The organism is Pseudomonas sp., assembly GCF_030683065.1.
Lineage (GTDB): Bacteria > Pseudomonadota > Gammaproteobacteria > Pseudomonadales > Pseudomonadaceae > Aquipseudomonas.
In genome coordinates this window covers 43,523-66,434 of the sequence record NZ_JAUXMX010000047.1, presented here as the reverse complement: position 1 = coordinate 66,434, position 22,912 = coordinate 43,523, and the positions used below count along the sequence as shown (strand labels likewise).

18 protein-coding genes are annotated in these 22,912 nt (G+C 59.9%); all 18 read right to left on the bottom strand.

The window, feature by feature from the left end:
• Nucleotides 1-66: 66 nt before the first annotated feature.
• Entirely contained in the window at nucleotides 67-1,305 is a 1,239-nt protein-coding gene (locus tag Q8K09_RS15850) for a hypothetical protein (protein WP_305255990.1), read from the bottom strand.
• A gap of 60 nt (nucleotides 1,306-1,365) precedes the next feature.
• Nucleotides 1,366-2,094, bottom strand: coding sequence for a hypothetical protein (locus Q8K09_RS15845; protein WP_305255949.1), 729 nt, complete (start codon nucleotides 2,092-2,094; stop codon nucleotides 1,366-1,368).
• Between the two features lie 38 nt (nucleotides 2,095-2,132).
• On the bottom strand, nucleotides 2,133-2,828 hold the full coding sequence (locus Q8K09_RS15840; RefSeq protein WP_305255948.1) for a C39 family peptidase: 696 nt from the start codon (nucleotides 2,826-2,828) through the stop codon (nucleotides 2,133-2,135).
• 67 nt (nucleotides 2,829-2,895) lie between these two features.
• Nucleotides 2,896-3,711 carry a hypothetical protein gene (locus Q8K09_RS15835; RefSeq protein WP_305255947.1) on the bottom strand — a complete coding sequence of 272 codons (816 nt, stop codon included), beginning with the start codon at nucleotides 3,709-3,711 and terminating at the stop codon, nucleotides 2,896-2,898.
• Nucleotides 3,712-3,756: 45 nt separating this feature from the next.
• Nucleotides 3,757-4,332 carry an adhesin gene (locus Q8K09_RS15830; RefSeq protein ID WP_305255946.1) on the bottom strand — a complete coding sequence of 192 codons (576 nt, stop codon included), beginning with the start codon at nucleotides 4,330-4,332 and terminating at the stop codon, nucleotides 3,757-3,759.
• A 1-nt stretch (nucleotide 4,333) separates the two neighbouring features.
• The gene (locus Q8K09_RS15825) at nucleotides 4,334-4,843 is read right to left on the bottom strand and encodes a hypothetical protein (protein ID WP_305255945.1); all 510 of its coding nucleotides are present in this window, start codon (nucleotides 4,841-4,843) and stop codon (nucleotides 4,334-4,336) included.
• Nucleotides 4,844-5,298: 455 nt separating this feature from the next.
• Nucleotides 5,299-5,595, bottom strand: a complete 297-nt coding sequence (locus tag Q8K09_RS15820; RefSeq protein ID WP_305255944.1) for a DUF2845 domain-containing protein — start codon at nucleotides 5,593-5,595, stop codon at nucleotides 5,299-5,301.
• Between the two features lie 57 nt (nucleotides 5,596-5,652).
• Complete coding sequence (locus Q8K09_RS15815) at nucleotides 5,653-5,949, bottom strand: DUF2845 domain-containing protein (RefSeq protein WP_305255943.1); 297 nt, start codon at nucleotides 5,947-5,949, stop codon at nucleotides 5,653-5,655.
• Between the two features lie 10 nt (nucleotides 5,950-5,959).
• Nucleotides 5,960-8,854, bottom strand: a complete 2,895-nt coding sequence (locus tag Q8K09_RS15810) for a DUF748 domain-containing protein (RefSeq protein WP_305255942.1) — start codon at nucleotides 8,852-8,854, stop codon at nucleotides 5,960-5,962.
• A gap of 89 nt (nucleotides 8,855-8,943) precedes the next feature.
• Entirely contained in the window at nucleotides 8,944-9,960 is a 1,017-nt protein-coding gene (locus Q8K09_RS15805; RefSeq protein WP_305255941.1) for a class I SAM-dependent rRNA methyltransferase, read from the bottom strand.
• A 201-nt stretch (nucleotides 9,961-10,161) separates the two neighbouring features.
• Entirely contained in the window at nucleotides 10,162-11,343 is a 1,182-nt protein-coding gene (locus tag Q8K09_RS15800) for an acetyl-CoA C-acetyltransferase (protein WP_305255940.1), read from the bottom strand.
• Nucleotides 11,344-11,653: 310 nt separating this feature from the next.
• Nucleotides 11,654-13,318, bottom strand: a complete 1,665-nt coding sequence (pgi, locus tag Q8K09_RS15795) for a glucose-6-phosphate isomerase (protein WP_305255939.1) — start codon at nucleotides 13,316-13,318, stop codon at nucleotides 11,654-11,656.
• Between the two features lie 383 nt (nucleotides 13,319-13,701).
• On the bottom strand, nucleotides 13,702-14,562 hold the full coding sequence (gene panC, locus Q8K09_RS15790) for a pantoate--beta-alanine ligase (protein ID WP_305255938.1): 861 nt from the start codon (nucleotides 14,560-14,562) through the stop codon (nucleotides 13,702-13,704).
• Nucleotides 14,559-15,359, bottom strand: a complete 801-nt coding sequence (panB, locus tag Q8K09_RS15785) for a 3-methyl-2-oxobutanoate hydroxymethyltransferase (protein WP_305255937.1) — start codon at nucleotides 15,357-15,359, stop codon at nucleotides 14,559-14,561. The genes panC and panB overlap by 4 nt, the downstream gene beginning before the upstream one ends.
• 348 nt (nucleotides 15,360-15,707) lie before the next feature.
• Complete coding sequence (gene folK / locus Q8K09_RS15780; protein ID WP_305255936.1) at nucleotides 15,708-16,199, bottom strand: 2-amino-4-hydroxy-6-hydroxymethyldihydropteridine diphosphokinase; 492 nt, start codon at nucleotides 16,197-16,199, stop codon at nucleotides 15,708-15,710.
• On the bottom strand, nucleotides 16,199-17,608 hold the full coding sequence (locus tag Q8K09_RS15775) for a polynucleotide adenylyltransferase PcnB (protein ID WP_305255935.1): 1,410 nt from the start codon (nucleotides 17,606-17,608) through the stop codon (nucleotides 16,199-16,201). The genes folK and Q8K09_RS15775 overlap by 1 nt, the downstream gene beginning before the upstream one ends.
• A gap of 822 nt (nucleotides 17,609-18,430) precedes the next feature.
• Nucleotides 18,431-19,852, bottom strand: coding sequence for a sigma-54 dependent transcriptional regulator (locus tag Q8K09_RS15770; RefSeq protein WP_305255934.1), 1,422 nt, complete (start codon nucleotides 19,850-19,852; stop codon nucleotides 18,431-18,433).
• 34 nt (nucleotides 19,853-19,886) lie between these two features.
• The gene (locus Q8K09_RS15765) at nucleotides 19,887-22,841 is read right to left on the bottom strand and encodes a sensor histidine kinase (protein WP_305255933.1); all 2,955 of its coding nucleotides are present in this window, start codon (nucleotides 22,839-22,841) and stop codon (nucleotides 19,887-19,889) included.
• Nucleotides 22,842-22,912: the final 71 nt, after the last annotated feature.

Below are 22,912 nucleotides of genomic sequence, written 5' to 3'. Positions count from 1 at the left end.
AGCAATGAGCAGGCACTTACAAGGTTGCCTGTTGATGCTTAATTAGCCGTTGAATGGTTTCGCGGACTAAAAATAATAAGGGAACTTGATGCTGAAGGAAAAGTCCGGCGCATCAGGTGTCAAGCCAATCGAAAGGTTTGGCACGATGGTCAGATTATTGCTTGGTGCGAATGTCATACCAATGTTGAAATAGGCTGCATTGGCATCGCTGCCCGATATTGTTTGCCAGCCTTGACCATCAGGTTTGACTTTGCTTTTCTGGCTGATCAATTCGGAAAAAGACATGGATAAACTCGCCCGTTCGTTCAAAGCGAATGCTACACCTAAGCCGAGCTGGAACCAGTTCCCCAGCGCCACCTTACCCGGCACCTTCACCCCTCGTTCCGGGCTGATATCGCTGAAACTTTCCTCCATGTTGTAGGTATACGAAAAACTACCAAAGACCACCGCTGGATCCATCGTCTTGACCAGCGCAATCCCTGGTGTGATGGACCAGACGCCATTGCCTGTTGGCAGATCCTCCGGCACGTTGAGGTTGTTATTACCTGGTACGGTATCGAGTTTAATGCCGTAGGGTTCAACCCCAGTAGGCGCTTTGACACGCAGGCTGAGCACTGCATCCGGCCGGCCAGGGGCTTCATCGAGGAACTTGTAGGATACGCCGAGACTTACGTCACCAAGGCGTGGGTTGCCTGTAACGGTTTGTTCGCTGATAGCCGCAGTGGAACCACCAGCACCTGCAGACTGATAAGTAGTTTCACGGTATATCCAGGGCGTATTAACGTCGAGTTGCCAGCGTCGTGCCCAGTTATAGCGGCCGGTCAGATCGAACGTGAAGGTGTCAGCATTGATCTGGTCTACGCCGAGATTGCCGAGGAATATTGCGTCAAGAGCCAGAAAGCCGTTAAGAAACAACTGGCGTGAATCATAGTGGCTGTAAGTCAGTCCGGGTTCGATACTGAACGTACCACTGCCGAAAAAGCCACTGGCCTCTTGGTAGATGTTCTCGACACTGGCGGGAGGCTCGGAGCTGTCTTTGAGCGCTGTTCCGTATCCGCTGCTTGCAGTTGCTCCAGTGGCAGCTGTTTGCGCGCCCGCAGCCTGTTGGCCTGCTGCTGCACGCATCGGCATCGGGCTTCTGCTCTCAACTTGACGCAGGCGCTGTTCAAGAATTACCAATGCATTTTGTTGCGCCGCATAGCGCTCCTTCAGTACCTGAAGCTCTTGGATCAGCGCTTGAACCTGAGGTTCCTCGGCGGCATGGGTTGCCGATGATGCAATAGCGATCGCCAACGTTAATGGCATATGACAAAAAAATGCTCGCATGAATAACTTCCTTGCTTAAGTTCCCACTTCCAGCCTAGTTCAGTATCCACTTGGGCGTAGGGCTCTCAGTTGTTCGAGGCAACTGGTCATGTTGACGGCTCGCGGGTTGTCACGCAGGGCAACGCTAAGAGCGGCCACGTTGCGCACACTGTTCAGTGAGCCGCCTATGTTGGCGTGCTGGGATACGCCGCCACCGATTTGTTGGCTGCTATGCCCTTGGCCATTACTGGCTTGCACTGCGATATTCAGACCACCATTGAGTGCGGTTATCTTTACAGTGCCTGCGCCATTGCTGAAGCCCTGGCTGCCATTCCAGGCTTCCCCGCTGATGGGTACAGGCTGCTCGTTACCCTTGCTGATTTGCACGCTGAGATCATTCAGCCCGGTGTTGTAATCACCTGCTGTACGAACACTCTGCACAATGCCCTGGACACTGCCCAGTCCAGCGCCGCCAATGATCTGACCATTGCCTGCGGTGAGCGCGTTGCCACTGCCTGCCTGGTCAATGCGGGTGATGTACAAGGTTGGTTGTGATTGAGCGCCACTGATATTCAGGGCAACCTGCGCACCTATTATCTGGCCTGTAGAGTCTTGCCATGACGACGTCATTACTACGCCGAAACTGATGATGCGATCAGGCAGTACATAGCGTCCCCGCAACTGATCCAGTTCTGGGTCGCTCAACTCAATGGGTTGAAATGGGTTGGCGGCGTGCAGCGGAAGGCTGGCGACCAGCAAGCCTGCTGCTAACCATGTTCTTGTGTTCATAACCGTGTCTCCCAGAAGCTATACCGCGTTTGGGCAAGCTAGAAGAAATCGCTCTGAATGAAGCCGAACTCCATCAATTCGGCATCTTTGACCGGGCTAAAACTGTCGATACGACTTTTGGCCGTCAGTGGCTCCGGTGGCGAGAGCAGGGCGTTGGCGCGGTTGTAACCAGGGCCGATTAGCGCAAAGATGATGCCATTCCAGCCTTGGCTGAATTCCTCAAGGCTCATCTTCTTGTGCCCTAACACCGGGTCACCGATATACACATAGCCCTTGTAGGTGCGCTGTAATACCACGAAGTGTTTATAACCACGGACATCCAGTAATACGATGCTGGGAACTTTAAGGCTTTCCAGCTTGTTGGGATCGATGCGGTAGCCACGTGCGCGCAAACCGAGATTTTCCGCATAGCGCTTCATGTCGAGCATTGAAAAGCCCTGTGTGCGAACCACGTCTGCATCGGCCTGCTCCAGCATGCCTTTGATAATGTCTTCTTCTTCAAGATTCCAGCCATACGCGGCATTGAGCACTGTAGCCAAGGCTGCTGCGCCACAACTAAAGTCGGTTTTCTGCTCGACCAGATTGGCGAAGCGTCGCTCACGCATACTCACGACTAACTTGTAAGCGATAGCGCCATTAGGCAGCGCGGCAAATCGTATTTCAGCTGCAGTGGCAGTAAATGAAGCGGACGTGAAAAATAACACGCCCGTGAGAGGTAACAGTGCTCGGAGCATATGACCTCCTTTTTCAAGACAACAGAGTTCAGGCTAAGCCAGAACTCTGTTGGTCATTGGCCTTACATCATTGTGCGATGCAAGCGTTGCAACCTGCAGCAATTGCAAGCGTATTGCTTTGCTGGTTGCCGGCACCGGCAGCGATGTTCACGCCCACATTGCCAGAAGCATTATTGAGCGAGTTGCTCAAGCTGGCATTGTTGACCACTGGGGTTTGCGGCTTCTGTGGTGGCCACCAGCCAAAGCCGCTGGAGACAACCTGCAGGCCATCATTGACCTCATAGACATCGCCGGTGTTGTTGTTGGTATAGTTGCCCGAAGACTCCTGCATTACATCAACCGACGCTTCGGCAGTGAAGGCCTTTTCCGACGATGCGAGCGCCATGTCGTTTTTCTGCTGGTTGAAGTTACCCGCGGCTACGTTAATGCCAACGCTGCCCTGCACGTCATTGCCAGAGTCAACCAGACTGGCGTTGTTCTGGGTGCCATAGTTGACCACGTTATTGTCGTAGGCTTGTTGAGTTACGCCGATGCTGGCATTGGCTTCCAAGCCTTGACCTAAACCAAAGACGAAGTAGGCATCAGCAGTCGCAATGGCAGCAGCATTTGCCTGCTGGTTATTGTCACCGGCCGCGACGTTGGCCCCCACATTACCCGACGCGCCATTGAGAGAACCGTCAATAGTGGCAGTGTTCTTGGTGGCATCATTATCAACATCGTTGCCGTAGTTCAGTTGGGTGTCATTGACGATGGCGGATGCACCGGTAGTATTATGACCGCCGTGATGGCCGCCATTATTACCACCGCCTGCATAGGCTGCAGTAGAAGCAATTACGGCAGTCAGTGCAAACGCCAGAGGGCTGATAATCATTTTGCATTTCATGGGTATTTCTCCTTACGCATGGGTGTTGGGCTTTTTGCTACAGGGTCATTCCACAACCCTTATGCTCAGGTTATTGGCAGTTGTATTGCCAATCCCGGCACTCTGGTTCAGTTGCACCACACCACGACTACCAGCGAATGCATCGTCGCTTATTGCAACACTGCGTTCGCCATTCTTGGGTACAGCTATCCCGGAGATGGACGGACGAGTTACGTTCTGTGAGAGAACGCTATCGTCCAGGCTTTCTGGCACAGCGCCGAGCGTTATGCGAAAAGCGTTAATATGCTGATTACCGATACCCGCACTCTGATTGATCCCGATCACGCCATTGCCTTGGCTGAAAGAAGCCCCTTCAATTCGGGAGTTCATCTGTGCACCCGTAGTGCTGCCGGGCACAATTTCAAGCGTTTGCCTGATGGTCGATGTGGCGTTGGCGCTGTCGCCAGTGCTGATAACACGGCTGTTGACCTGTTGATGACTGAGGCCTGCGGCTTGGTTAAGGCTGAAATTGCCGTTGAAGCGTTGCCCGCTGTCCTCAATCTGGGCATCCATGACCTGCAGCGTCTGTTCAGCCACCAGCGTAGGGCTGACAAGCAACAGGGCGATGATCATCTGGCGCATGTCAACGCCCTCCTATGATCTGTAGGGGGCGCAACCCTTGCTGAATACCGCGGTTGACCTGCCCAGCAACACCGCCCGCGGCACCACCTCCGCCGTGTGAAGCGTTAATCCCCGGTACGGATTGGTGAGTAGGCGCCCCCATGAGTGATGAGTTGCCGTTTAAATGGTTATGCACTATGCGCTCGGGCAATGCCATGCCAGTCGACATGCTGGCAAAGTCAGCATCGCTCAATTCATTGGTTGTGCTGTATTTGACAACAGCGCCAGGATTACTTACCCGTGGGTTGGGGTCAGGCATCATGGGTTGGCGCGTTGCAGAGCGAGGCTGAACATCACGAGAAATGATGATGTCACCACGCTCCGCTGCACTCACAGTCAGGGGTGCAACAACGATCAGGATCACCATCCATGAGAAAGCCGAAGTTGATAGTTTCACAATATATTCCCCGTAAAGTTTCAGCTGGCTAATAAATAGCAGTAGTCGTGCCAAGTGATGAAAAGGCAATAACATCAATGGCTTGCTTTTTAATTAGCGTACGGGGCGGTTATTAAGTGTAAGTGTCCTGATACAACTAGCTGCCAGCTATGCAGCGCAAATATAGGTGCGGGCCTTATATGGCTTGGCAGTACGTGTATTGATTGGCTGTTGCACATTCGTAACACTATAAAAATATTTGGACTGTACGAATGTTCGAGTCACCAGGATTGGGGCCAAGTCATGGGTTGCTCGTCGCGAGGCGCGTATCTCGCCAGAACCCTGAGGCGGGAGTTGTATGCGATACGTGCCGCACGTATCGCCTTCTCCACCGCACTTCCGGCACAGTTGCATGCGAGGGGCCAACTTGCTGGCGGTCCGGGCCAAAAAACGCATTGCTGGTTGCCAGGCCACATGGCTCAGGAAGACGCTAGCCAGTAGTGGGCGCGTGAGTCAGCCGAGCAAGCGCGGCAGGTCATGCTTGCTCGTGTTCAGTTGCCGCGCTTACTGTCGATGCTGCGTAGCCGGTTACCTTCGAAACGCAGGAAGTGGTACATGCCGCTGCGTGGGCCGTAGGTCCATTCTTCGAGGGGCACTTCGTTGTAAAAACCATAGCTGTCGCGTATTTCGCGGTAGCCGAGGAAGTCGCGACTGCGCGGTTCACCGCATTTGGCGATGACTTCGCTGGTGCTATCGTCAGTACTGATCAGAGCGCTGCCGCAGCGTAAAGTCGCGGCTTCAATACTGCCAGCCAGTAATACGAGCAGGGTGCTGATAAGCGCTTTCACAAGGTTAACCGGTTGGCCAAAGGAGGTGACTCAGGCTACCGTGCTGCCGGGCGCTTGTCAGTGCCCGCGGCGTCTTTCGATGCGTGTCAGGCGGTTGCCCTCGAAGGTCAGAATGGTCAGCATGCCGTTGCTGGGGCTGTAGACCCATTCCTCGATTTTCATCTCGCGCCGCTGGTAGGGCCCGAGGGTGTAACCGACCAAGTCACGAAATGCTGGTTCTCCGCATTTCTGCTCCACCTCGAAGCTGCGGTCGCCGACACTCACCAACTGACTGCCGCAACGCAGGGTTTCTGCCTGGACTGCGCAGCCGTAGCCGAGGAACAGTGTCAGGCAGAGGTGTCTGATGGTTATCATCGCTTGGGCCTTATTCGCTATCGAGGTGCAGTAGGGTGGCTACCCTGTTGTCTGCTAGCGCCTGGCCGGGGCCGACATCCAGCAAGTAAACCCGCTCGCCAGCCAGGCCGCCGCGGTCAACCAGGTAATCTTTGATGCTGGCGGCGCGCGCCTGAGCCAGTTGGCGTTGCAATAACTGGCTCTTGCCCCAGTGCTGCAGCATGGCGTCACGCAGATTGATGGCGCGCTGCTCCTTGTCCAGTTCTTTCCATTCGGCAGGTGGCTGCTGTTTCAGGCGGGCGCGGTAGATGCCTTCGAGCATTGCTCCTCGTTCGTCGTCTGTAATCTCAAGCGCGCCGGGCGCGGTGGGGACCGCATCGCCACGGCGCTGGAGAATCTTGTAGTAGGTATTCTGGTACTCGCGCTGCAGGCGCTGCTCGGCCAGTGGCGGGCCGTCACTGCTCTGCGCACTCATGCCTTCGACTTCCAGGCGCAGCGCCGGGCGCTCCTTGAGGGCGCTGGCGAGCAGGTCCAGGGCGGCTTGGGCGCTGCTGTCGAGATCCTTGCTGCCGGGGTTGAATGGCACCGTACTCAGGTCCATCTCGGCGCCGCCACTGACCAGTCCGCCGATAAACTTGAACGGCGCTTGGGCTGCGCGCAGCACCAGGTTGCGCAGGGTTTGCCAGACAATTGGCATCACGCTGAACTCGGGGCTATTGAGGTCGCCCTGCACGGGCAGGCTCAGGCCGATCTTGCCTTCGGTGTCCTTGAGTAGGGCGACTGCCAGGCGAATTGGCAAGTCGACTGCGCTGGGGCTGTCGACTTTTTCACCGAGCTGCAGTTGTTCGACCACTACGCTGTTTTCGGCGTTCAGCCTGCCCTGGCTGATGCGGTAATGCAGGTCCAGGTTGAGCCGGCCTTTGCGGATTCGATAGCCGGCGAACTTGCCGGAGTAGGGCGTCAGGGTGGTCAGTTCGACCTGTTTGAACTGGGTGATGATATCCAGGCTATCCATTGGGTCGAAGGGGTTCAGGCTGCCCTTGACGCTGACCGGCGCGTAGCGGTCGATTTTGCCAGTGACATCCACACTGGCCGGTTTCTGCGCGCGGCTGTCGAGGGTGCCGATACGGCCGTTGAGCTGCTGGATGGCCGTGGCGAAGTTCGGTGTCAGGCTGAAGTCGGCGAAATTGGCCGAACCGTCGGTGAAGCTCACTTCGCCGATATGGATGCCTAGCGGCGGGCTGGCGGGCGCAGGTGTGGCACTCGACTCGCGGGTTGCCGGGTCGCCGGCCTGAGTGATCAGCAGGTCGCTGACGTTGGTGGTCAGGTCTTCGTTGATGATAAAGCGTGCATAGGGCTGGTTCAGCTGCACCTTGTCGATATTCAGGCTGTCGCCGTGACGGTAGCTGATGCCGAGCAGGTCGAGCTGCTGCCAGCGTACGAAATCGCGCTCTTTGAGGGTGTCGAGGGTGTGCAGTTGGTTGACCTGGGCCTTGCCCGTGATGCTGAAGGCCAGTGGCTCGGTGGTCTCCAGGGCCACGTCCAGCTCGCTGTCGAACAGGCCACTGCGCAGTTCGATGCGCACCAGAGGGCTGAGATAGGCCTGAGCCACACGCAAGTCTATCGCGCGGCTGGCGATTTTCAGGCGGGCCGTGGTCGGGTTCAGTTGCACGCGCCCCTCTGCCTGCAGCGTGCCCTGTGTGCCCAGGCCGGTGTCGAGCTTCAGGGTGAAAGGCGAGGTGCCCAGGCTGTCGAAATCCTGCAAGTCGAGGTTGAGTGGCCCCAGTTCGAGGGCGACATCCTGCTCCGGCACGCGGTCGGCCAAGTGCACCCGATAGTCGCGCAGTTGCACGTCACGCAGCAGCACTTGCCAGGGTTTGCCCGGCGCCGAGGCTGTGGCCTGGTCCTTGTTGTTCTGCGGTGCGGTGGCGAACAGTTGCTGCCAGTCCAGCTGGCCATCGGCCTCGCGGGCGACCCAGGTTTCCAGTTGCTGGCTGCGGATCTTGCCGATCACCACCTGTTGCTTGAGCAGGTCCAGGCTGGTCTCGCTAACTTCCAGGTTGGCCAGTCTGACCAGCGGCCGGCCATCCGGTGCCTTGATGGCAAAGGGTGCAATCTTGATCTGGGTGTTGCTCAGCAGCAGTTGTGTATTGCTGGCCAGGCTGAGGCTGTAGTCGGTGGCCAAGTCGATCACGCCGTCTTCAAGCACCAAGGGCAGGGCATCGCGCACGTAGGGCCAGAAGGCTTTCATCTTGCCATCGCTGATTTTCAAACTGCCGCTGGAGCTGATCGGCACCAGGCTGAGCTGCCCGCTCCAGTCGATCTGGCCACCTTGGGGGCCGGTGGCAACCAGGGTCATCGCGGCATTGTCGTCGCGCAGGGTGCTTAGGTTGTGTAACTCGACGCTGAGGTCGTCGTAGGTAAGCTCGATGGGTTCGCTGGGGCGCAGATCCTGAAAGTGCAGGTTACCGCCGGTCAGCTTGATATGGGCGATGCGCAATGGGAAAGGCTCGCCGGGCGGCTGCTCGGCGGCCGGCTCGGCGCTGGCGGGCAGCTTGAACAGCTGGGCCAGGTTGAGCGTACCGTCCTTGGCGAACAGCAGCCGGGCATGCGGTTTAACCAGCTCGACCGCGCTCAGGTGCAGAACGCCCCGCCACAGGCTGTCGAGTTGCAGGTTGGCATAGAGGCGCTCGAAGGCTACGTGTTCCTGGCCAGGCTCGCCGATACGCAAGCCCCAGAGCTCGGCTTCCAGGCTAAAGGGGTTGAGTTGCAAGCGCTCCAGCGTGGCGGGCACGTTGCCGTATTGGGCGAGTTGCTGGTTGGCGATACGCAGGCCGATGCCCGGCACAATCAAAAAGCCGAGCAGGCTGTAGAGGGCAACGGCAATCAGCAGTGCGCCAGCAGCGCGCTTTAGTCCTTTAAGCATAAAAACGTCATCTATCCCGACCATAAATGCCTTGGAGTATGGCATGTGCATACAGTTCCAGATGACGAGTGTGGCGTGTTTTCTGTGCGTTAGAACTGCAGGATCAGGGTTTTCAGCGGCGGCTGGCCGTCCAGTGAGGGGAAGTCCGGGGCTGGCGCCAGAGTCTGGCAGTCACGTACCGGACGCCCCAGTTTTTCGGCGCAGCGCAGCACCTGTTCACGCCAGTCGCTCAGGGCGACCTTTGCCAGGTTGTTGCAGCAGATCAGTACACCGTCATTGGCGGTGGCAAGAATCGCTGGTTTGAGCAGGCTCTGGTAGTCGCGCAGCAGGTCGACGGTGCCAAAGGCGCTTTTGGCCCAGGCGGGCGGGTCGAGCAATACCCGGTCAAACTGGCGCGGCTGCAGGCGCGGATAGTCGGGCAGCTTATGCCCGCGGCGTGGGCTGATCGGCAGGCCTGCCAATTGGCGAATCGCCGGAAAATAATCGGACTGGATGAACTGCATGGGTGCCAGTTGGGGATTCAGTGCGGCGTTTTCACGGCCGACTGCCAGGTTGCCTTCGGCAAAGTCCAGGTTGATCACTTCGCTGGCGCCGCCGGCGGCCGCGCTGAGGCCGACGCCGCAGGTGTAAGCGAACAGGTTGAGCACAGACTTGCCGGCGCTGTGCGCCTTGATCCAGCCGCGAGCGTTGCGCAGGTCGAGAAACAGCAGCGGGTCTTGGCCGGCATGGCGAGCGCGCACGCGATAGTTGAGGCCCCATTCATGGCCAATCTGATCCTCCAGCGCTTCGGGCTGGGGCAGATAGACCGGATCAGTGCGATCGATCCGCGAGTTGCCTTGGGAGCGATCGTTGTAGACCAGTAGCAGCGGCGTATCGAGGGCCTGGCTGGATTGTTCGGCCAGTTGCAGCAGCTCATCGCGGCTGAGGCTCTGATGAAAGCTTTGCACCAATAACTGCGGCCCGTAGCGGTCGATGGTCAGACCGCCGGCGCCTTCCTGGCTGCCATGGAATAGCCGGTAACAGTCGCTGCCCTGTTGCTGCAGCTCTGCTAGCAGGTCCTGGCGGTTATTCAGTGCGGCGCGCAGCGCCAAGTCGAGAGAGGGCATGCGCGACAACTCGGGAAAGGAAAGGCGCGCAGTTTATCAAGAAAAAGCCCGGTGTTTGGATCAGCTTGCAGGGCAACGCGAAGAGCGCGGGGTAGGCTGTTACTAACGCCGTAAGCCCGAGGTTGTGGTCGGCCGGTGACGCGTAGGCTGGGCTTTGTTGAGCTCAGTCAGCGTGTCCCCGCCCAACCTGCGTGAAGTTGTTTATCCGCGCTCAATTGCCAGGGCCACGCCCTGACCACCGCCGATGCACAGGGTAGCCAGGCCTTTCTTGGCATCACGTTTGATCATCTCGTGCAGCAGGGTCACCAGAATCCGGCAGCCTGAACCACCAATCGGGTGGCCGATGGCGATGGCGCCACCGTTGACGTTGACCTTGCTGGCATCCCACTGCAGTTCCTTGCCGACGGCCAGGGCCTGGGCGGCGAAGGCTTCGTTAGCTTCGATCAGGTCCAGTTGCTCGATACTCCAGCCGGCCTTTGCCAGGCAGCGCTGGGTGGCAGAGACTGGGCCAATGCCCATGATCGCTGGGTCGACGCCGGCATTGGCGTAACTGGCGATGCGTGCCAAAACCGGCAGGCCGAGGGCCTGGGCTTTTGCTGCACTCATCAACAGCACCGCGGCAGCGCCGTCGTTGAGGCTGGAGGCATTACCAGCGGTGACGCTGCCGTCTTTCTTGAACGCTGGTTTCAGCTTGCCTAGCGACTCGGCGCTGGTGCCGGCACGCGGTTGTTCGTCGGTGGCAAAGGCCAGCGGCTCGCCCTTGCGCTGGGGAATCAGGATCGGGGTGATTTCATCCTTGAAACGACCGGCCTCGATGGCGGCGCAGGCTTTCTGCTGCGAGGCGGCGGCGAAGGCGTCCTGTTCCTCGCGGGTGATGGCGTACTTGTCCACCAGGTTTTCGGCGGTGATGCCCATGTGGTAGTCGTTGAAGGCGTCCCACAGGCCGTCGGTGATCATGCTATCGACCAGCTTGGCGTGGCCCATGCGCAGGCCGGTGCGGGCGCCGGGCATCACATAAGGCGCCAGGCTCATGTTCTCCATGCCGCCGGCGATGATCACCTCGGCATCGCCGCAGCGAATCGCCTGGGCGCCCAAGTGCAGGGCTTTGAGGCCCGAGCCGCAGACTTTGTTCAGGGTCAGTGCCGGTACCGCATGGGGCAGCCCCGCGAGGATTGCCGCCTGGCGTGCCGGGTTCTGCCCGCTACCTGCGGTCAGCACCTGGCCGAGGATCACTTCGTCGACCTCGGCGCCGTCCAGGCCGGTTTGTTCCAGCAGGCGACGGATCACCGCAGCGCCCAATTCAGGGGCCGGAATACTCGCCAGCGCACCCTGGAAGCTGCCGACGGCGGTACGGGTGGCGGCGACGATGACGACTTCTTGCATGATGGAGTTCCTCAAGAAAGTGGGGCGGTGAGTTGTGGCAAGGGCGCTATGGTTGCACAGGGGCTTGGTTGTGGACCAGCGTGCGAACCCGCCGGTCAGAGGCCGCATCACGCCGACGGCAGGCCGAGGCAGGCCGTGGCCGCATCACGCTGGGTGCATTGGCCCTTGCTGTTCGCAAGTAGTCTGGGTGCGGGCTAATGCGCACATGGCTATAAGAATAGTTCCTGCACCGCCCTGGGTTGAAGAGCAGTGCAGCCAGCCGCAAGCCGGCCAGGGCCGGGTTGTCGATGGGTGATGCTTCCGCCGCTAATCAGCCGCGATGGCGGCCGCGGAAGAACTCAATCAGGCCCTGGGTCGATGCATCCTCGGCTGGCTTGGTGTCACTGCCAACCAGGCGCGAATAGACGCTCTTGCCCAAGTCCTTGCCCAGCTCCACGCCCCACTGATCGAAGGCATTGATGCCCCAGAGGGCACTCTGGGCAAACACCTTGTGCTCGTACATTGCCACCAGTGAGCCTAAGCGGCGCGGGCTGATGCGTTCGAGTACCAGGGTATTGCTCGGCCGGTTACCAGGGATCACCTTGTGCGGTGCCAGGCGCTGTACTTCAGCTTCGCTCAGGCCCTGGCTGCGCAGTTCGGTCTCGGCTTCTTCGCGCGTCTTGCCGAGCATCAGTGCCTGGCTCTGTGACAGGCAGTTGGCGTAGAGCCATTGATGGTGATCGGCAACCGGGTTGTAGCTGACCACTGGGACGATGAAGTCCGCCGGAATCAGTTGGGTGCCCTGGTGCAGCAGTTGGTGGTAGGCATGCTGGCCGTTGCAACCGACCCCGCCCCAGATGACCGGGCCGGTGGCACAGGCCACGGGTTGGCCGTCCTGCAGCACGCTCTTGCCGTTGGACTCCATGTCCAGTTGCTGCAGGTGTTTGGTGATATTGCGCAGGTAGTGATCGTACGGCAGGATCGCCTGGCTCTGCGCGCCCCAGAAGTTGCCGTACCAGATTCCCAGTAGAGCCAGCAGCACCGGCATGTTCTGTTCGAAGGGGGCACTCTGGAAATGCTCGTCCATGCTATAGGCACCGGACAGCAGTTCCTTGAAGTTGGACATGCCGATCGACATGGCGATCGGCAGGCCGATGGCTGACCACAGCGAATAACGCCCGCCGACCCAGTCCCACATCGGGAACACGTTCTCTTCGTGGATGCCGAAGGCCACGGCTGCCTGGGTGTTGCTGGACACGGCAATAAAGTGCCGATAAAGCTCGGCCTCGGAGCCGCCCTGGGCCAGGTACCAGCTGCGCGCCGCCTGGGCGTTCTTCAGGGTTTCCAGGGTGCTGAAGGATTTCGATGAGACGATGAACAGGGTCGTCTCGGCGCGCAACTTGGCGGCTAACTCGTGGAACGAGCTGCCATCGATGTTGGCCAGGTAATGGCAGCGAACGCCGCGTTGGGCGAAGGGCAGCAGGGCTTCGGAGACCAGTTGTGGGCCGAGGAAGGAGCCGCCGATACCAATATTCACCACGTCGGTGATCGGTTTCTCACTGTAGCCACGCCACAGCCCGTCATGCACCCGCCCGACCAGCTCCGTCATTTGGTGCAGCACGCGCTGTACCTCGGGCATCACGTCGCTACCGTTGACCATGACCGTGTCGCCGATCGGTCGGCGCAATGCGGTGTGCAGGGCCGGACGTGCTTCCGAGGCGTTGATCGGCTCACCGTCGAACTGTGCCCGAATGGCCTGCTCCAGTCCGCACTCCTTGGCCAGGCGGACCAGCAGCTCGCGGGTTTCCAGGGTGATCAGGTTCTTCGAGTAGTCGAGGAACAGGCCGCAGCTGCTCAAAGAAAGGTGATCGAAACGCTGAGCGTCCCTGTTGAAGGCCTCGCGCATGCTGAAACTCTGCAAGCTGGCGCGGTGTTCCTGGAGGGCCTTCCAGGTGGGCAGGGCGGTGACATCAAGTGGGTGCTGGTAGTACGCCATGTGGTGTGGCTTCCTTGTGCGTGAGCAGTCTTGGGTGAGTCGGCGCCAGGGTAGCGAATAGGCCGTGTATCCGTTGGGTATTGCATGCGTGCGCAAGCGGCAATTTGGCCCTGGGCGGCCCCACCTGCGGTTCATCGCCGTGCAGCACGCAATGGATGCACCACCAACGAAAAGGCGCTACCCCACGTGCGTGTTGCAGGTAGACGAAGGGTCAGGCCAAAAAGTCAAAAAGCTCGCATCAGTGTAACCGGCGTGAGCCCAGAGGAGGCAAACGCTAGCGCAATCGCATTGTGCGGCGGCCAGGCACCGGCCAGTCGGCGCTCATGATCAGGCCCGCGTCGGTGTCATCAGATCCGCTGATGACACCGAGCCAAGGCCGTCGATCAAACTGTGGCGTTGAGGTCGAGCATCAGGTTGTCGATCAGGCGAGTGCCGCCAAGAAATGCCGCTGCCAGAATCACCAGCTGGTGATCCGTGGAGGTTGCCGGGCGCAGGCTGCTCGCCTCGCGGATTTCCAGATAGTCCGGGCGCAAGCCGGCGGCTAATTGTTGCTGATGTGCCGTCTCGATCAGCTTGCTGAAGTCGCGCTCACCCGCGTCAAGTGCACGGGCGATCTGTTGCAGGCTGCAGTACAGGGCTGGGGCGACGGCGCGTTGCGCGGCGTCGAGGTAGCCGTTACGCGAGGATAACGCGAGGCCATCTTCGGCGCGGATGGTCGGCTCGCCGATAATCTGGATCGGCATGTTCAGGTCGTGCACCAGCGTGCGAATCACGGCCAGTTGCTGGAAGTCCTTTTGCCCGAAAACGGCCAGGTCGGGTTGCACCAGGTTGAACAGCTTGGTCACCACGGTGGCGACGCCGTCGAAATGGCCGGGGCGGCTGGCGCCGCACAGGCCTTCGGAAACACCCTGAACGCTGACCCGGGTCTGACTGGCCATGCCGTCGGGATACATCTCGTCCACGTCCGGATTGAACAGCAGGTGGCAGCCGGCACTGAGGAGTTTTTCCTGGTCGGCGGCCAAGGTGCGCGGGTAGTTGCTCAGGTCTTCGCCGGGGCCGAACTGCAGCGGGTTGACGAAAATGCTGGCGACCACGAAATCGGCGCGCTGAGCGGCTTTCTCAACCAAGGCAACATGCCCGGCGTGCAAGTTGCCCATGGTTGGAACAAAACCGATCTGCTTGCCCTCGGCGCGAGCCTGGGCGACGGCTGCGCGTAGCTCCAAAGTGGTCTTAACCGTGATCATGCAGAAAATCCGTGTTCGATTGCCGGGAAACTACCGTCCTTTACCGCCTTGACGTAGGCGCTGAGCGCGTTCTGGATGCTGCTTTGCCCAGCCATGAAGTTCTTTACGAACTTGGGCGTGCGGCCACTCAGGGACAGGCCCAGCATGTCGTGCAGGACCAGCACTTGGCCGTCGGTGCCGCTGCCGGCGCCGATGCCGATGACTGGGATCTTCACCGCCTGACTGATCTCCGTGGCGAGGTCACTGGGTACGCATTCAAGCAGCAGCATGGCCGCGCCGGCTTGCTCCAGGGCCATGGCATCGGCGCGCATCTGCCGTGCCTGGGCTTCGTGGCGCCCCTGGACTTTATAACCACCGAGGATATTCACCGCTTGTGGCGTCAGGCCCAGGTGGGCACAGACCGGCACGCCGCGCTCGGCCAACAGGCGGATTGGCTCGGCCAGCCAGGCAGCGCCCTCAAGCTTGACCATGTGTGCGCCGGCCTGCATCAGCACTGCGCAGTTTTGCAGCGTCTGCTCAATGGTGGCGTAAGCCATAAATGGCAGGTCAACGAGGATCAGGGCCCCCTGGTTACCGCGCTTCACGCACGCGGTGTGGTAGGCCATGTCGGTGACATTGACCGGCAAGGTGCTGTCGTGACCTTGCAGCACCATGCCGAGGGAGTCGCCGACCAGCAGCACCTCGATGCCCGCCTGGCAGACAGTCTGGGCGAAGGTAGCGTCGTAGCAGGTCAACATGGCGATTTTCTCGCCGCTCTGCTTGAGGCTTTGCAGGGTGGTCACGGTAACGTCAGGCATAACAATCGTCCTCACTCAGGCGTTCGGCAAGCAGTCATTCGCTGCTTCAAAATGGCCTGCATTGGCCTCGGTTTGCACCGGTGCGGGGCAACGGGACGCCTATAGTCCTGATGGGGCGACGCGAAGTCAATTGCAGGTGTTACCGGTCTGTTACTGGCGTTACCGCCAATGCGCTCTCGTAGGGTCGAGGCTGGAGTGCTGGTGCGGGTCGTAGGATGGGTTAGCGGCGGCTGCACTCCCGAGCCAATCACAGATTCGAGGCGCCGCGTAACTCAACAGGGCGTCAGCAGATAGCCGCAATGATGGGTTACGCCGCGCAGAAAATGCGGTCTTGCCGACTAACCTATCCTACGGACCGTCAGGCAGGCGCTCCAGGCCTTCGAAGGGGCAGGCGATGAGCAAGTCCTGCAGGGTTCGACCGTCGGGTAGGCGCAGCTCTGGATTAAGCTCTGCCAGCGGGTAGAGCACAAAAGCCCGGGCATGCATGTGGTAATGCGGCACGTGCAGACGTGGCTCGTCGAGTATCAGGTCGCCGAATAGCAGGATATCCAGATCGAGGGTGCGCGGGCCCCAGCGTTCGGCTTTGCGCTCACGGCCCTGGTTCAGCTCGATGGCTTGCAGGGCGTCGAGCAGTTGCAGCGGCTCCAGTGCGGTATCCAGCGCTGCCACAGCGTTTACATAGCGCGGCTGGTCGGCCGGGCCGAGCGGGTCGCTGCTATAAAAGCCGGAGGTGCCGGTTAGTTGCGAGTGCGGCAGCGCGGCCAGCGCTGCAAGAGCGCCACGCAGTTGCGCGAGCGGCTCGGCAAGGTTGCTGCCGAGGCCGAGATACACCCGCTGCATTATTCGCTGGCAGCTGGCTTGGGCGCACCATCGGCGCCGGGTGCGCGTTTGCGCTTGCTGCCGCTGCGACGCCGCTTGCGCGGTGCGCCACTGCTGTCGTCCTGGCTGCTGAGGTCGCGAATCATGGCGCGTCGTTCACTGTCGCTGGCGTCCTGATAATCCGTCCACCATTCGCCCAGTCCGCCAGTCTCCTCGCCAGCGCTTTCGCGCAACAAGAGGAAGTCGTAACCGGCGCGAAAACGTGGGTTTTCCAGCAGCAGATCGGAGCGCTTGCCGGTGCGTCGTGGCAGGCGTTCCTGCATGTCCCAGATCTCGCGGATCGGCATGGTAAAGCGCTTGGGTACGGCAATCAGCTGGCACTGTTCGTTGATCAGTTCCTGGGCCGCTTCCTGCATCGCAGGAATGGCAGGCACGCCGCGATCTTGCAGCTTGATCACGCGTGCTGGCAGCGCCGGCCAGAGCAGGGCCGCGAAGAGGAACGCCGGGGTTACCGTCTTGCCTTGCTGGATACGCAGATCGGTGCTGGCCAGGGCGTTGCGAATCAAGGTGTCGGTGTAGTCGGAGTTGTGCTTGAGTGCGGCGGCGCTGGCCGGAAAGAGTTGACCGAACAGGCCGTAATCGACCAGCAGCTCATAGGTGTAAACCGCGTAACCGGCGAGGAACAACTTGAGTACTTCGTCGAACAGGCGCGCGGAGGGAATGTCACGCAGCATCGGCGCCAGTTTATAAATAGGTGCGGCACTGTGCTTTTCGATATCAAAGTCCAGCTTGGCAGCGAAACGCACAGCCCGCAGCATGCGTACCGGGTCTTCCTGGTAGCGCTGGGTCGGGTCACCAATCAGGCGGATCAGGTGGTTGCGAATGTCGTGCACGCCATTGGCGTAATCCAGAATGCGCTCGGTGGCCGGATCGTAGTACAGCGCATTGATGGTGAAGTCGCGGCGCTGGGCGTCGTTCTCCAGGCTGCCATAGACGTTGTCGCGCAGAATGCGCCCGCTCTCGTTGCGCGAGGACAGGTGATTGTCTTCCTCGTCGTCGCCTTCCGGGTGATTGGCGCGAAAGGTAGCGACCTCAATGATTTCGCGGCCGAAGTGCACATGCACCAGCTTGAAGCGTCGGCCGATCACTCGGGCATTGCGGAACTCGGCACGCACTTGTTCCGGGGTGGCGCTGGTGGCCACGTCGAAATCCTTGGGTTCGATGTCGAGCAACAGGTCGCGCACGCAACCCCCGACCAGGTAGGCCTGGTAGCCGGCTTGCTGCAGGCGCTCGACCACGCTGATGGCGTAGCGGCTTATTTCCCCGCGGTTGATCGGGTGCTGGCTACTGTTCAGCACTTCAGGAGTGCTGTGCGAGGGTTTGCCACGGCGCAGGGGCGAGCGTAGAGACTTGAACAGCTTTTTCAGCATGGGATGCACTGTTTGACGAAATGACAGGCCAGGATAATCGCTGGCCACTGGAATGGCGCGGATTCTAGCATTGTGTCGGGAGATGGTGTAGGTGAGTCGGGGAGATGGTGCAGGGCGTACTGGCAGAACCATGGTTCCTGGATGCTACTGGGGGAGCCGAAGCTCCCCCTCAAGCAGGTACGTGCTGTATTTTTATTATTATGGCGGGCTTGTTGTTTTTGTTGAGTTGCCCGTTCTATTAAGTCAAAGACTGTCTGAAAAACTCCCAAGCCAGGAGTCAATAGCAAACGGATTACTTTGAATGCTGACGCTGCCATGGTCATTGCGTGACCCAACCAGTACGGGATCTGCCTTGAGGCAGTTTTGTTGTTCTCTGTCCGGTTGCGGGGCAAGCCCAAAAGCAATTGCGTTCCAAAATGATCAGTTAGCTGCGCCTCCGCCGTGTTGTTTTTATTGTGCTGGAGTCGTTACGTCTTGTTTTTATTATCGGGTGCAGTGCTTGTTATTGTTGTTGTGCGGTAGATAAAGCATGAGCCGTGCCATCTTTATCAATTCCTTTTAAAACAATAGCTTAGGTTTTTACGGGTCGTTACGAGAACGGAGCTCGCCATGTGCTCGTTACCATAAGCCCCGGACTTTGTTACGCGGTATTGAGGCGGTAACAATGAGGGGAACCTTGCGCTCAGCGATCTGTCTCACCGCATCTTGTGGCGGTGCGCAAAGATCAAGAAAAACGCCGCTTCCCATTTCGGGGTAAGCGGCGTTTTCTTTATAGAGAACAGCATCGCCTGTTGCGGCGGCATGCGTTTCTTGTCTGGTCTGCTAGTCGGTGGTCGCGCCGGTCTTGCGCCGTGGAATGCCCAGGCGCTGGCGACGTTCCCACAGGCATTTGCGGCTAATGCCGAGTTTGCGGGCCAGTTCGGTTTCGGTCATGTGATCCTGGTGTTCGAGAACAAAATGCTGGAAATAGTCCTCTAGCGACAGGTCCTCGGTTGGTTCGTGACTACTGCCGCTGGTCTGTGTCGGCAAACCGAGGAAGTTGTCGTCATCCAGTTCGTCCGGCTCGAAGTCGATGCCCAGCAGCTCGGCCGTAATGCTCGTGCTCTCGCAGAGGATAACCGCACGCTCGATCGCATTCTCCAATTCGCGAACGTTACCCGGCCAGGGGTATTGACTGATTGCCTGCTCGGCATCCGGTGCAAAATGCAGGTCGTTGCGGCCCATGCGCGTGCATTGGCGCAGGAGAAAGGAGCGGGCGATTTCACTGACATCACTGCCGCGTTCACGCAGCGGCGGCAGTTTCAGAGCGATGACATGCAGGCGGTAGTAGAGGTCTTCACGGAACTGACCGACCTTGGCCAAACTCTTGAGGTCGCGGTGGGTTGCAGCGATCAGACGTACGTCAACTTTCTGCGACTGCACCGAGCCAACCCGACGAATTTCGCCTTCCTGCAGTACGCGCAGCAGGCGGGCCTGGGCTTCTAGCGGCAGCTCGCCGATCTCGTCGAGGAACAAGGTGCCGCCATCGGCCGCTTCGACCAGGCCGGCACGGCCGGCGCTGGCGCCGGTGAAAGCGCCTTTCTCGTGGCCGAACAATTCAGACTCGATCAAACTTTCCGGGATGGCTGCGCAGTTCACTGAAATCAGTGGCGCCTTGGCGCGCTTGGACAGGTTGTGCAGGGCGCGTGCAACCAGTTCTTTACCGGTGCCGGACTCACCCTGGATCAGTACGTTGGAGTCGGTTGGTGCGACCTTGCGGATCTTGCTGTACATCTCCAGCATGGCCGGACAGGAGCCGATGATGCCGATCTCGCCATTGCTGTTGTCGACGACTTTTTCGCTGTTACGTCCGGCAGTCGCGCCGGCGGGCGTACTCGGCACCTGCTTGGCTGCCTGGCGATCACGCAGGATGCGCGATACGGCCTGCAGCATCTCGTCGTGATCAAAGGGTTTGGCGATGTAATCGACAGCCCCCATCTTCATCGAGTCGACGGCGGAGCGCAGGCTGGCGTAGCTGGTCATGATCAGCACTGGCTTGCCTTCGGCGAGCTTGATCAACTCAGTGCCTGGCGCGCCGGGCAGGCGCAGGTCGCTGACTATCAGGTCGAAGTTGGGAATGCTGAAGCGTTCCTGCGCTTCCTGGACCGAGCCGGCCTCGCTGACCTGGTACTGGTTGCGCTCGAGCAGGCGGCGCAGGGCAGAGCGGATAATGGTTTCGTCTTCAACGATCAAAATATGGGGCATTAATTCGGTCTCTCGACGGTCTCAGGTCGCTGGTTTAATTCGCTATGGACGTCGCGCCGACATGCCGCGGCAGGGTCACCCTGATACGGGTGCCACGCTGGTTTTCGGGGTCAACCGGGCTGTCGATTATTATTTGTCCATAATGCTCTTCCACGATGGAATAGACCAGCGCGAGGCCAAGCCCGGTGCCTTTGCCTGGGTCTTTGGTGGTGAAGAAGGGTTCGAACAAGCGGTCGATGATCGCCTTGGGAATACCGCTGCCTTCATCCTCCACAATCAGGTCGACGGTGTGCTCGGAGGCTTCAGTTCTGACCCGGATCGCGGCGCCAGGTGGCGAGGCATCCCGGGCGTTGGACAGCAGGTTGATCAGTACCTGGGCGAGGCGTTGTGGGTCGCCGTCAACCCAGTGATCGGCATCGCACAGGTTGAAGAATTCCACCTCGACGCTGCGTCGATTGAGTGACAGCAGACCAATAGCCTCCTTCGCCACTTGTGCCAGGCACACCGGTTCGTCAGCTTGTTGGTGGCCGCCCGAATGAGCGAAGCTCATCAGCGACTGGAGGATGCGCGAGACACGTTTGGTCTGCTCGAGAATCTGCTCGCTGATCTCGGTCAGCTCGCCGTCGCCTTCGCGCTCCTCGCGCAGGTTCTGCGCCAGGCAGGCGATGCCGGTAATCGGGTTGCCGATTTCGTGGGCCACTCCGGCAGCCAGGCGGCCAATACTGGCCAGTCGCTCGGAGTGCACCAGTTTGTCTTCCAGATACTGGGTTTCAGTGAGGTCTTCGACCAGCAGCACCAGGCCGCTGTTGCCCGGTGTCAGCGGTTCGTCGATGGCCGCCTTGTGCAGGTTGAGCCAACGGGTCTGGCCGTCCAGGCCCAGGCGTTGTTTGTGCAAGTGCTGGTCGGGCAGTTCGATGAAGTGCTGCAGCAGCCCACGCCAGGGTTCGGCGAGCGCCGATAGGCGCGAGCCGACGATGCGGTGCGCGGGGATCTCGGTGAGCTCCTCCATGGCCTTGTTCCACATCAGGATCTCCTGATCTTTGGCCAGCGAGCAGACGCCCATTGGCAGCTCCTGCAGCGTTTGGCGGTGGTAGCGGCGCAGTGCGTCGAGTTCCGCGGCCAGGCCGGTCAGGCGCGAGTGGTAATCCTCCAGGCGGTTCTCGATGAAGTGGATATCTTCGGAGACGAAGGTTTCGCTGCCTGATTTATAGGGCAGAAAGGTCTCGACGATGTCTTGGGCCACGCTCGGCCCCATCAGACCCGAGAGGTTGGCCTCGATGCGGTCGCGCAGGCGACGCAGGGCATAGGGCCGGCTTTCATCAAAGGGCAGGTGCAGATCGCGCAGGGCTTGCTCGACTTCGCGCTGGGCGGTTTTGGCGCCGAGCGGCTTGGCCAGCTGAGTGGCGAAATCCTGGGGCGATACGACCAGCAGCTCGCGTCGCTGCGGGCGCCGTACGTTATCCACGGCGCAGGCTTCGGCAGCGCTTTTCTCCTCCGGGCTGGCTTCGGTGAACAGCGAGACCAGGGTGAAGGTCAGTACGTTGGCGGCCAGCGAGGCGATGGCCGCCAGGTGCCAGCTGCTGTCGTCCAATACATAGACCAGGTTGAGCGAGGGGATGTAGATCCCCTGCAGATTGCCGAGCATCGGCAGCAGCATGCCCACTGTCCAGACGCTGATGCCTGCTAGCAAACCGGCAATATAGCCGCGGCGGTTGGCCGTGGGCCAGTACAGTACCGAGAGCACGCCAGGGAGAAACTGCAGGGTGGCGACGAAGGCGACGATACCCAGGTTGGCCAGGTCCTGCTCGGCGCCGAGCAACACATAAAAACCGTAACCAGCCATGATGATGGCCGCGATCAGCGCGCGCCGGGTCCACTTTAGCCAGCGATAGATATTGCCTTCGGTGGGCGGCTGATAGAGCGGCAGCACCACATGGTTGAGGACCATGCCGGACAACGCCAGGGTGGTGACAATGATCAAACCGCTGGAAGCCGACAGGCCGCCGACATAGGCGATCAGGGCCAGGGTCTGGCTGTTGACCGCGATGCCCAGGCCGAGGGTGAAGTACTCCGGGTTGGTGGTGACGCCCAGCTTGAGGCCCGCCCAGAGAATCAAGGGCACCGCCAGGCTCATCAACAGCAGGAACAGCGGTAGGCCCCAGCTGGCGCTGACCATGGCGCGCGGGTTGAGATTTTCGGTAAAGGTCATGTGGTACATGTGCGGCATGACGATGGCCGAAGCGAAGAACACCAGCAGCAAGGTGCGCCAGGGGCCTTCCTGCAGCGGCGTATGCAGGCTGGCCAGGGCGGCTTGGTTCTGCACCAGCCAGCGCTCCAGGTCCTGCGGGCCATCGAACACGCCATACAACGCATAGATGCCGATAATGCCGACGGCGGTCAGCTTGACCACCGACTCGAAGGCGATGGCGAATACCAGGCCTTCGTGTTTCTCGCGGGTGGCGATATGCCGAGCGCCGAACAGGATGGTGAACAGGATGATCAGTCCGCAGTAGGCCAGTGCGACCTGTCCGCGTACCGGCTCGCGGGTGAGGATGCCAATGGAGTCGGCCACCGCCTGGATCTGCAGGGCGAGCAAGGGCAGCACGCCGATCAGCATGAATAGGGTGGTCAGGGCGCCGGCCCAGGTACTGCGAAAGCGGAAGGCGAACAGGTCGGCGAGCGACGATAGCTGGTAGGTGCGGGTGATGCGCAGGATTGGGTAGAGCAGCACCGGCGCCAGCAGAAAGGCCCCGGAAACCCCCAGGTAGCTGGCCAGAAAGCCGTAGCCGTACTGATAGGCCAGGCCCACCGTGCCGTAGAAGGCCCAGGCGCTGGCATAGACGCCGAGTGACAGGGTGTAGGTCAGCGGGTGGCGAATGATCCAGCGCGGTATCAGGCCGTGTTCGCTGACCCAGGCGACACCAAACAGCACCAGCAGGTAAGCGGCGCTGATCAGGATCAGCTGGCTCAGGCTAAAGCTCATCAGCATTACGTTGACTCTGCGAATAAAGGTAAGGGACGGACAGTGGGGGCTGTTGGTGTTTTGTCGCGAGATGCGTG

Excerpts from the sequence above, each read along its gene's own strand:
- Q8K09_RS15840 (WP_305255948.1), bottom strand. The coding sequence starts at position 2,828 with ATGCTCCGAGCACTGTTACCTCTCACGGGCGTGTTATTTTTCACGTCC.
- Q8K09_RS15810 (WP_305255942.1), bottom strand. The coding sequence starts at position 8,854 with ATGCTTAAAGGACTAAAGCGCGCTGCTGGCGCACTGCTGATTGCCGTT.
- panB (WP_305255937.1), bottom strand. The coding sequence starts at position 15,359 with ATGCCTGACGTTACCGTGACCACCCTGCAAAGCCTCAAGCAGAGCGGC.
- Q8K09_RS15850 (WP_305255990.1), bottom strand. The coding sequence starts at position 1,305 with ATGCCATTAACGTTGGCGATCGCTATTGCATCATCGGCAACCCATGCC.
- Q8K09_RS15805 (WP_305255941.1), bottom strand. The coding sequence starts at position 9,960 with ATGCCCTCTCTCGACTTGGCGCTGCGCGCCGCACTGAATAACCGCCAG.
- Q8K09_RS15770 (WP_305255934.1), bottom strand. The coding sequence starts at position 19,852 with ATGCCCCATATTTTGATCGTTGAAGACGAAACCATTATCCGCTCTGCC.
- Q8K09_RS15835 (WP_305255947.1), bottom strand. The coding sequence starts at position 3,711 with ATGAAATGCAAAATGATTATCAGCCCTCTGGCGTTTGCACTGACTGCC.
- Q8K09_RS15830 (WP_305255946.1), bottom strand. The coding sequence starts at position 4,332 with ATGCGCCAGATGATCATCGCCCTGTTGCTTGTCAGCCCTACGCTGGTG.
- Q8K09_RS15765 (WP_305255933.1), bottom strand. The coding sequence starts at position 22,841 with ATGCTGATGAGCTTTAGCCTGAGCCAGCTGATCCTGATCAGCGCCGCT.
- Q8K09_RS15845 (WP_305255949.1), bottom strand. The coding sequence starts at position 2,094 with ATGAACACAAGAACATGGTTAGCAGCAGGCTTGCTGGTCGCCAGCCTT.
- Q8K09_RS15775 (WP_305255935.1), bottom strand. The coding sequence starts at position 17,608 with ATGCTGAAAAAGCTGTTCAAGTCTCTACGCTCGCCCCTGCGCCGTGGC.
- panC (WP_305255938.1), bottom strand. The coding sequence starts at position 14,562 with ATGATCACGGTTAAGACCACTTTGGAGCTACGCGCAGCCGTCGCCCAG.
- folK (WP_305255936.1), bottom strand. The coding sequence starts at position 16,199 with ATGCAGCGGGTGTATCTCGGCCTCGGCAGCAACCTTGCCGAGCCGCTC.
- Q8K09_RS15815 (WP_305255943.1), bottom strand. The coding sequence starts at position 5,949 with ATGATAACCATCAGACACCTCTGCCTGACACTGTTCCTCGGCTACGGC.
- Q8K09_RS15800 (WP_305255940.1), bottom strand. The coding sequence starts at position 11,343 with ATGCAAGAAGTCGTCATCGTCGCCGCCACCCGTACCGCCGTCGGCAGC.
- pgi (WP_305255939.1), bottom strand. The coding sequence starts at position 13,318 with ATGGCGTACTACCAGCACCCACTTGATGTCACCGCCCTGCCCACCTGG.
- Q8K09_RS15825 (WP_305255945.1), bottom strand. The coding sequence starts at position 4,843 with ATGTTATTGCCTTTTCATCACTTGGCACGACTACTGCTATTTATTAGC.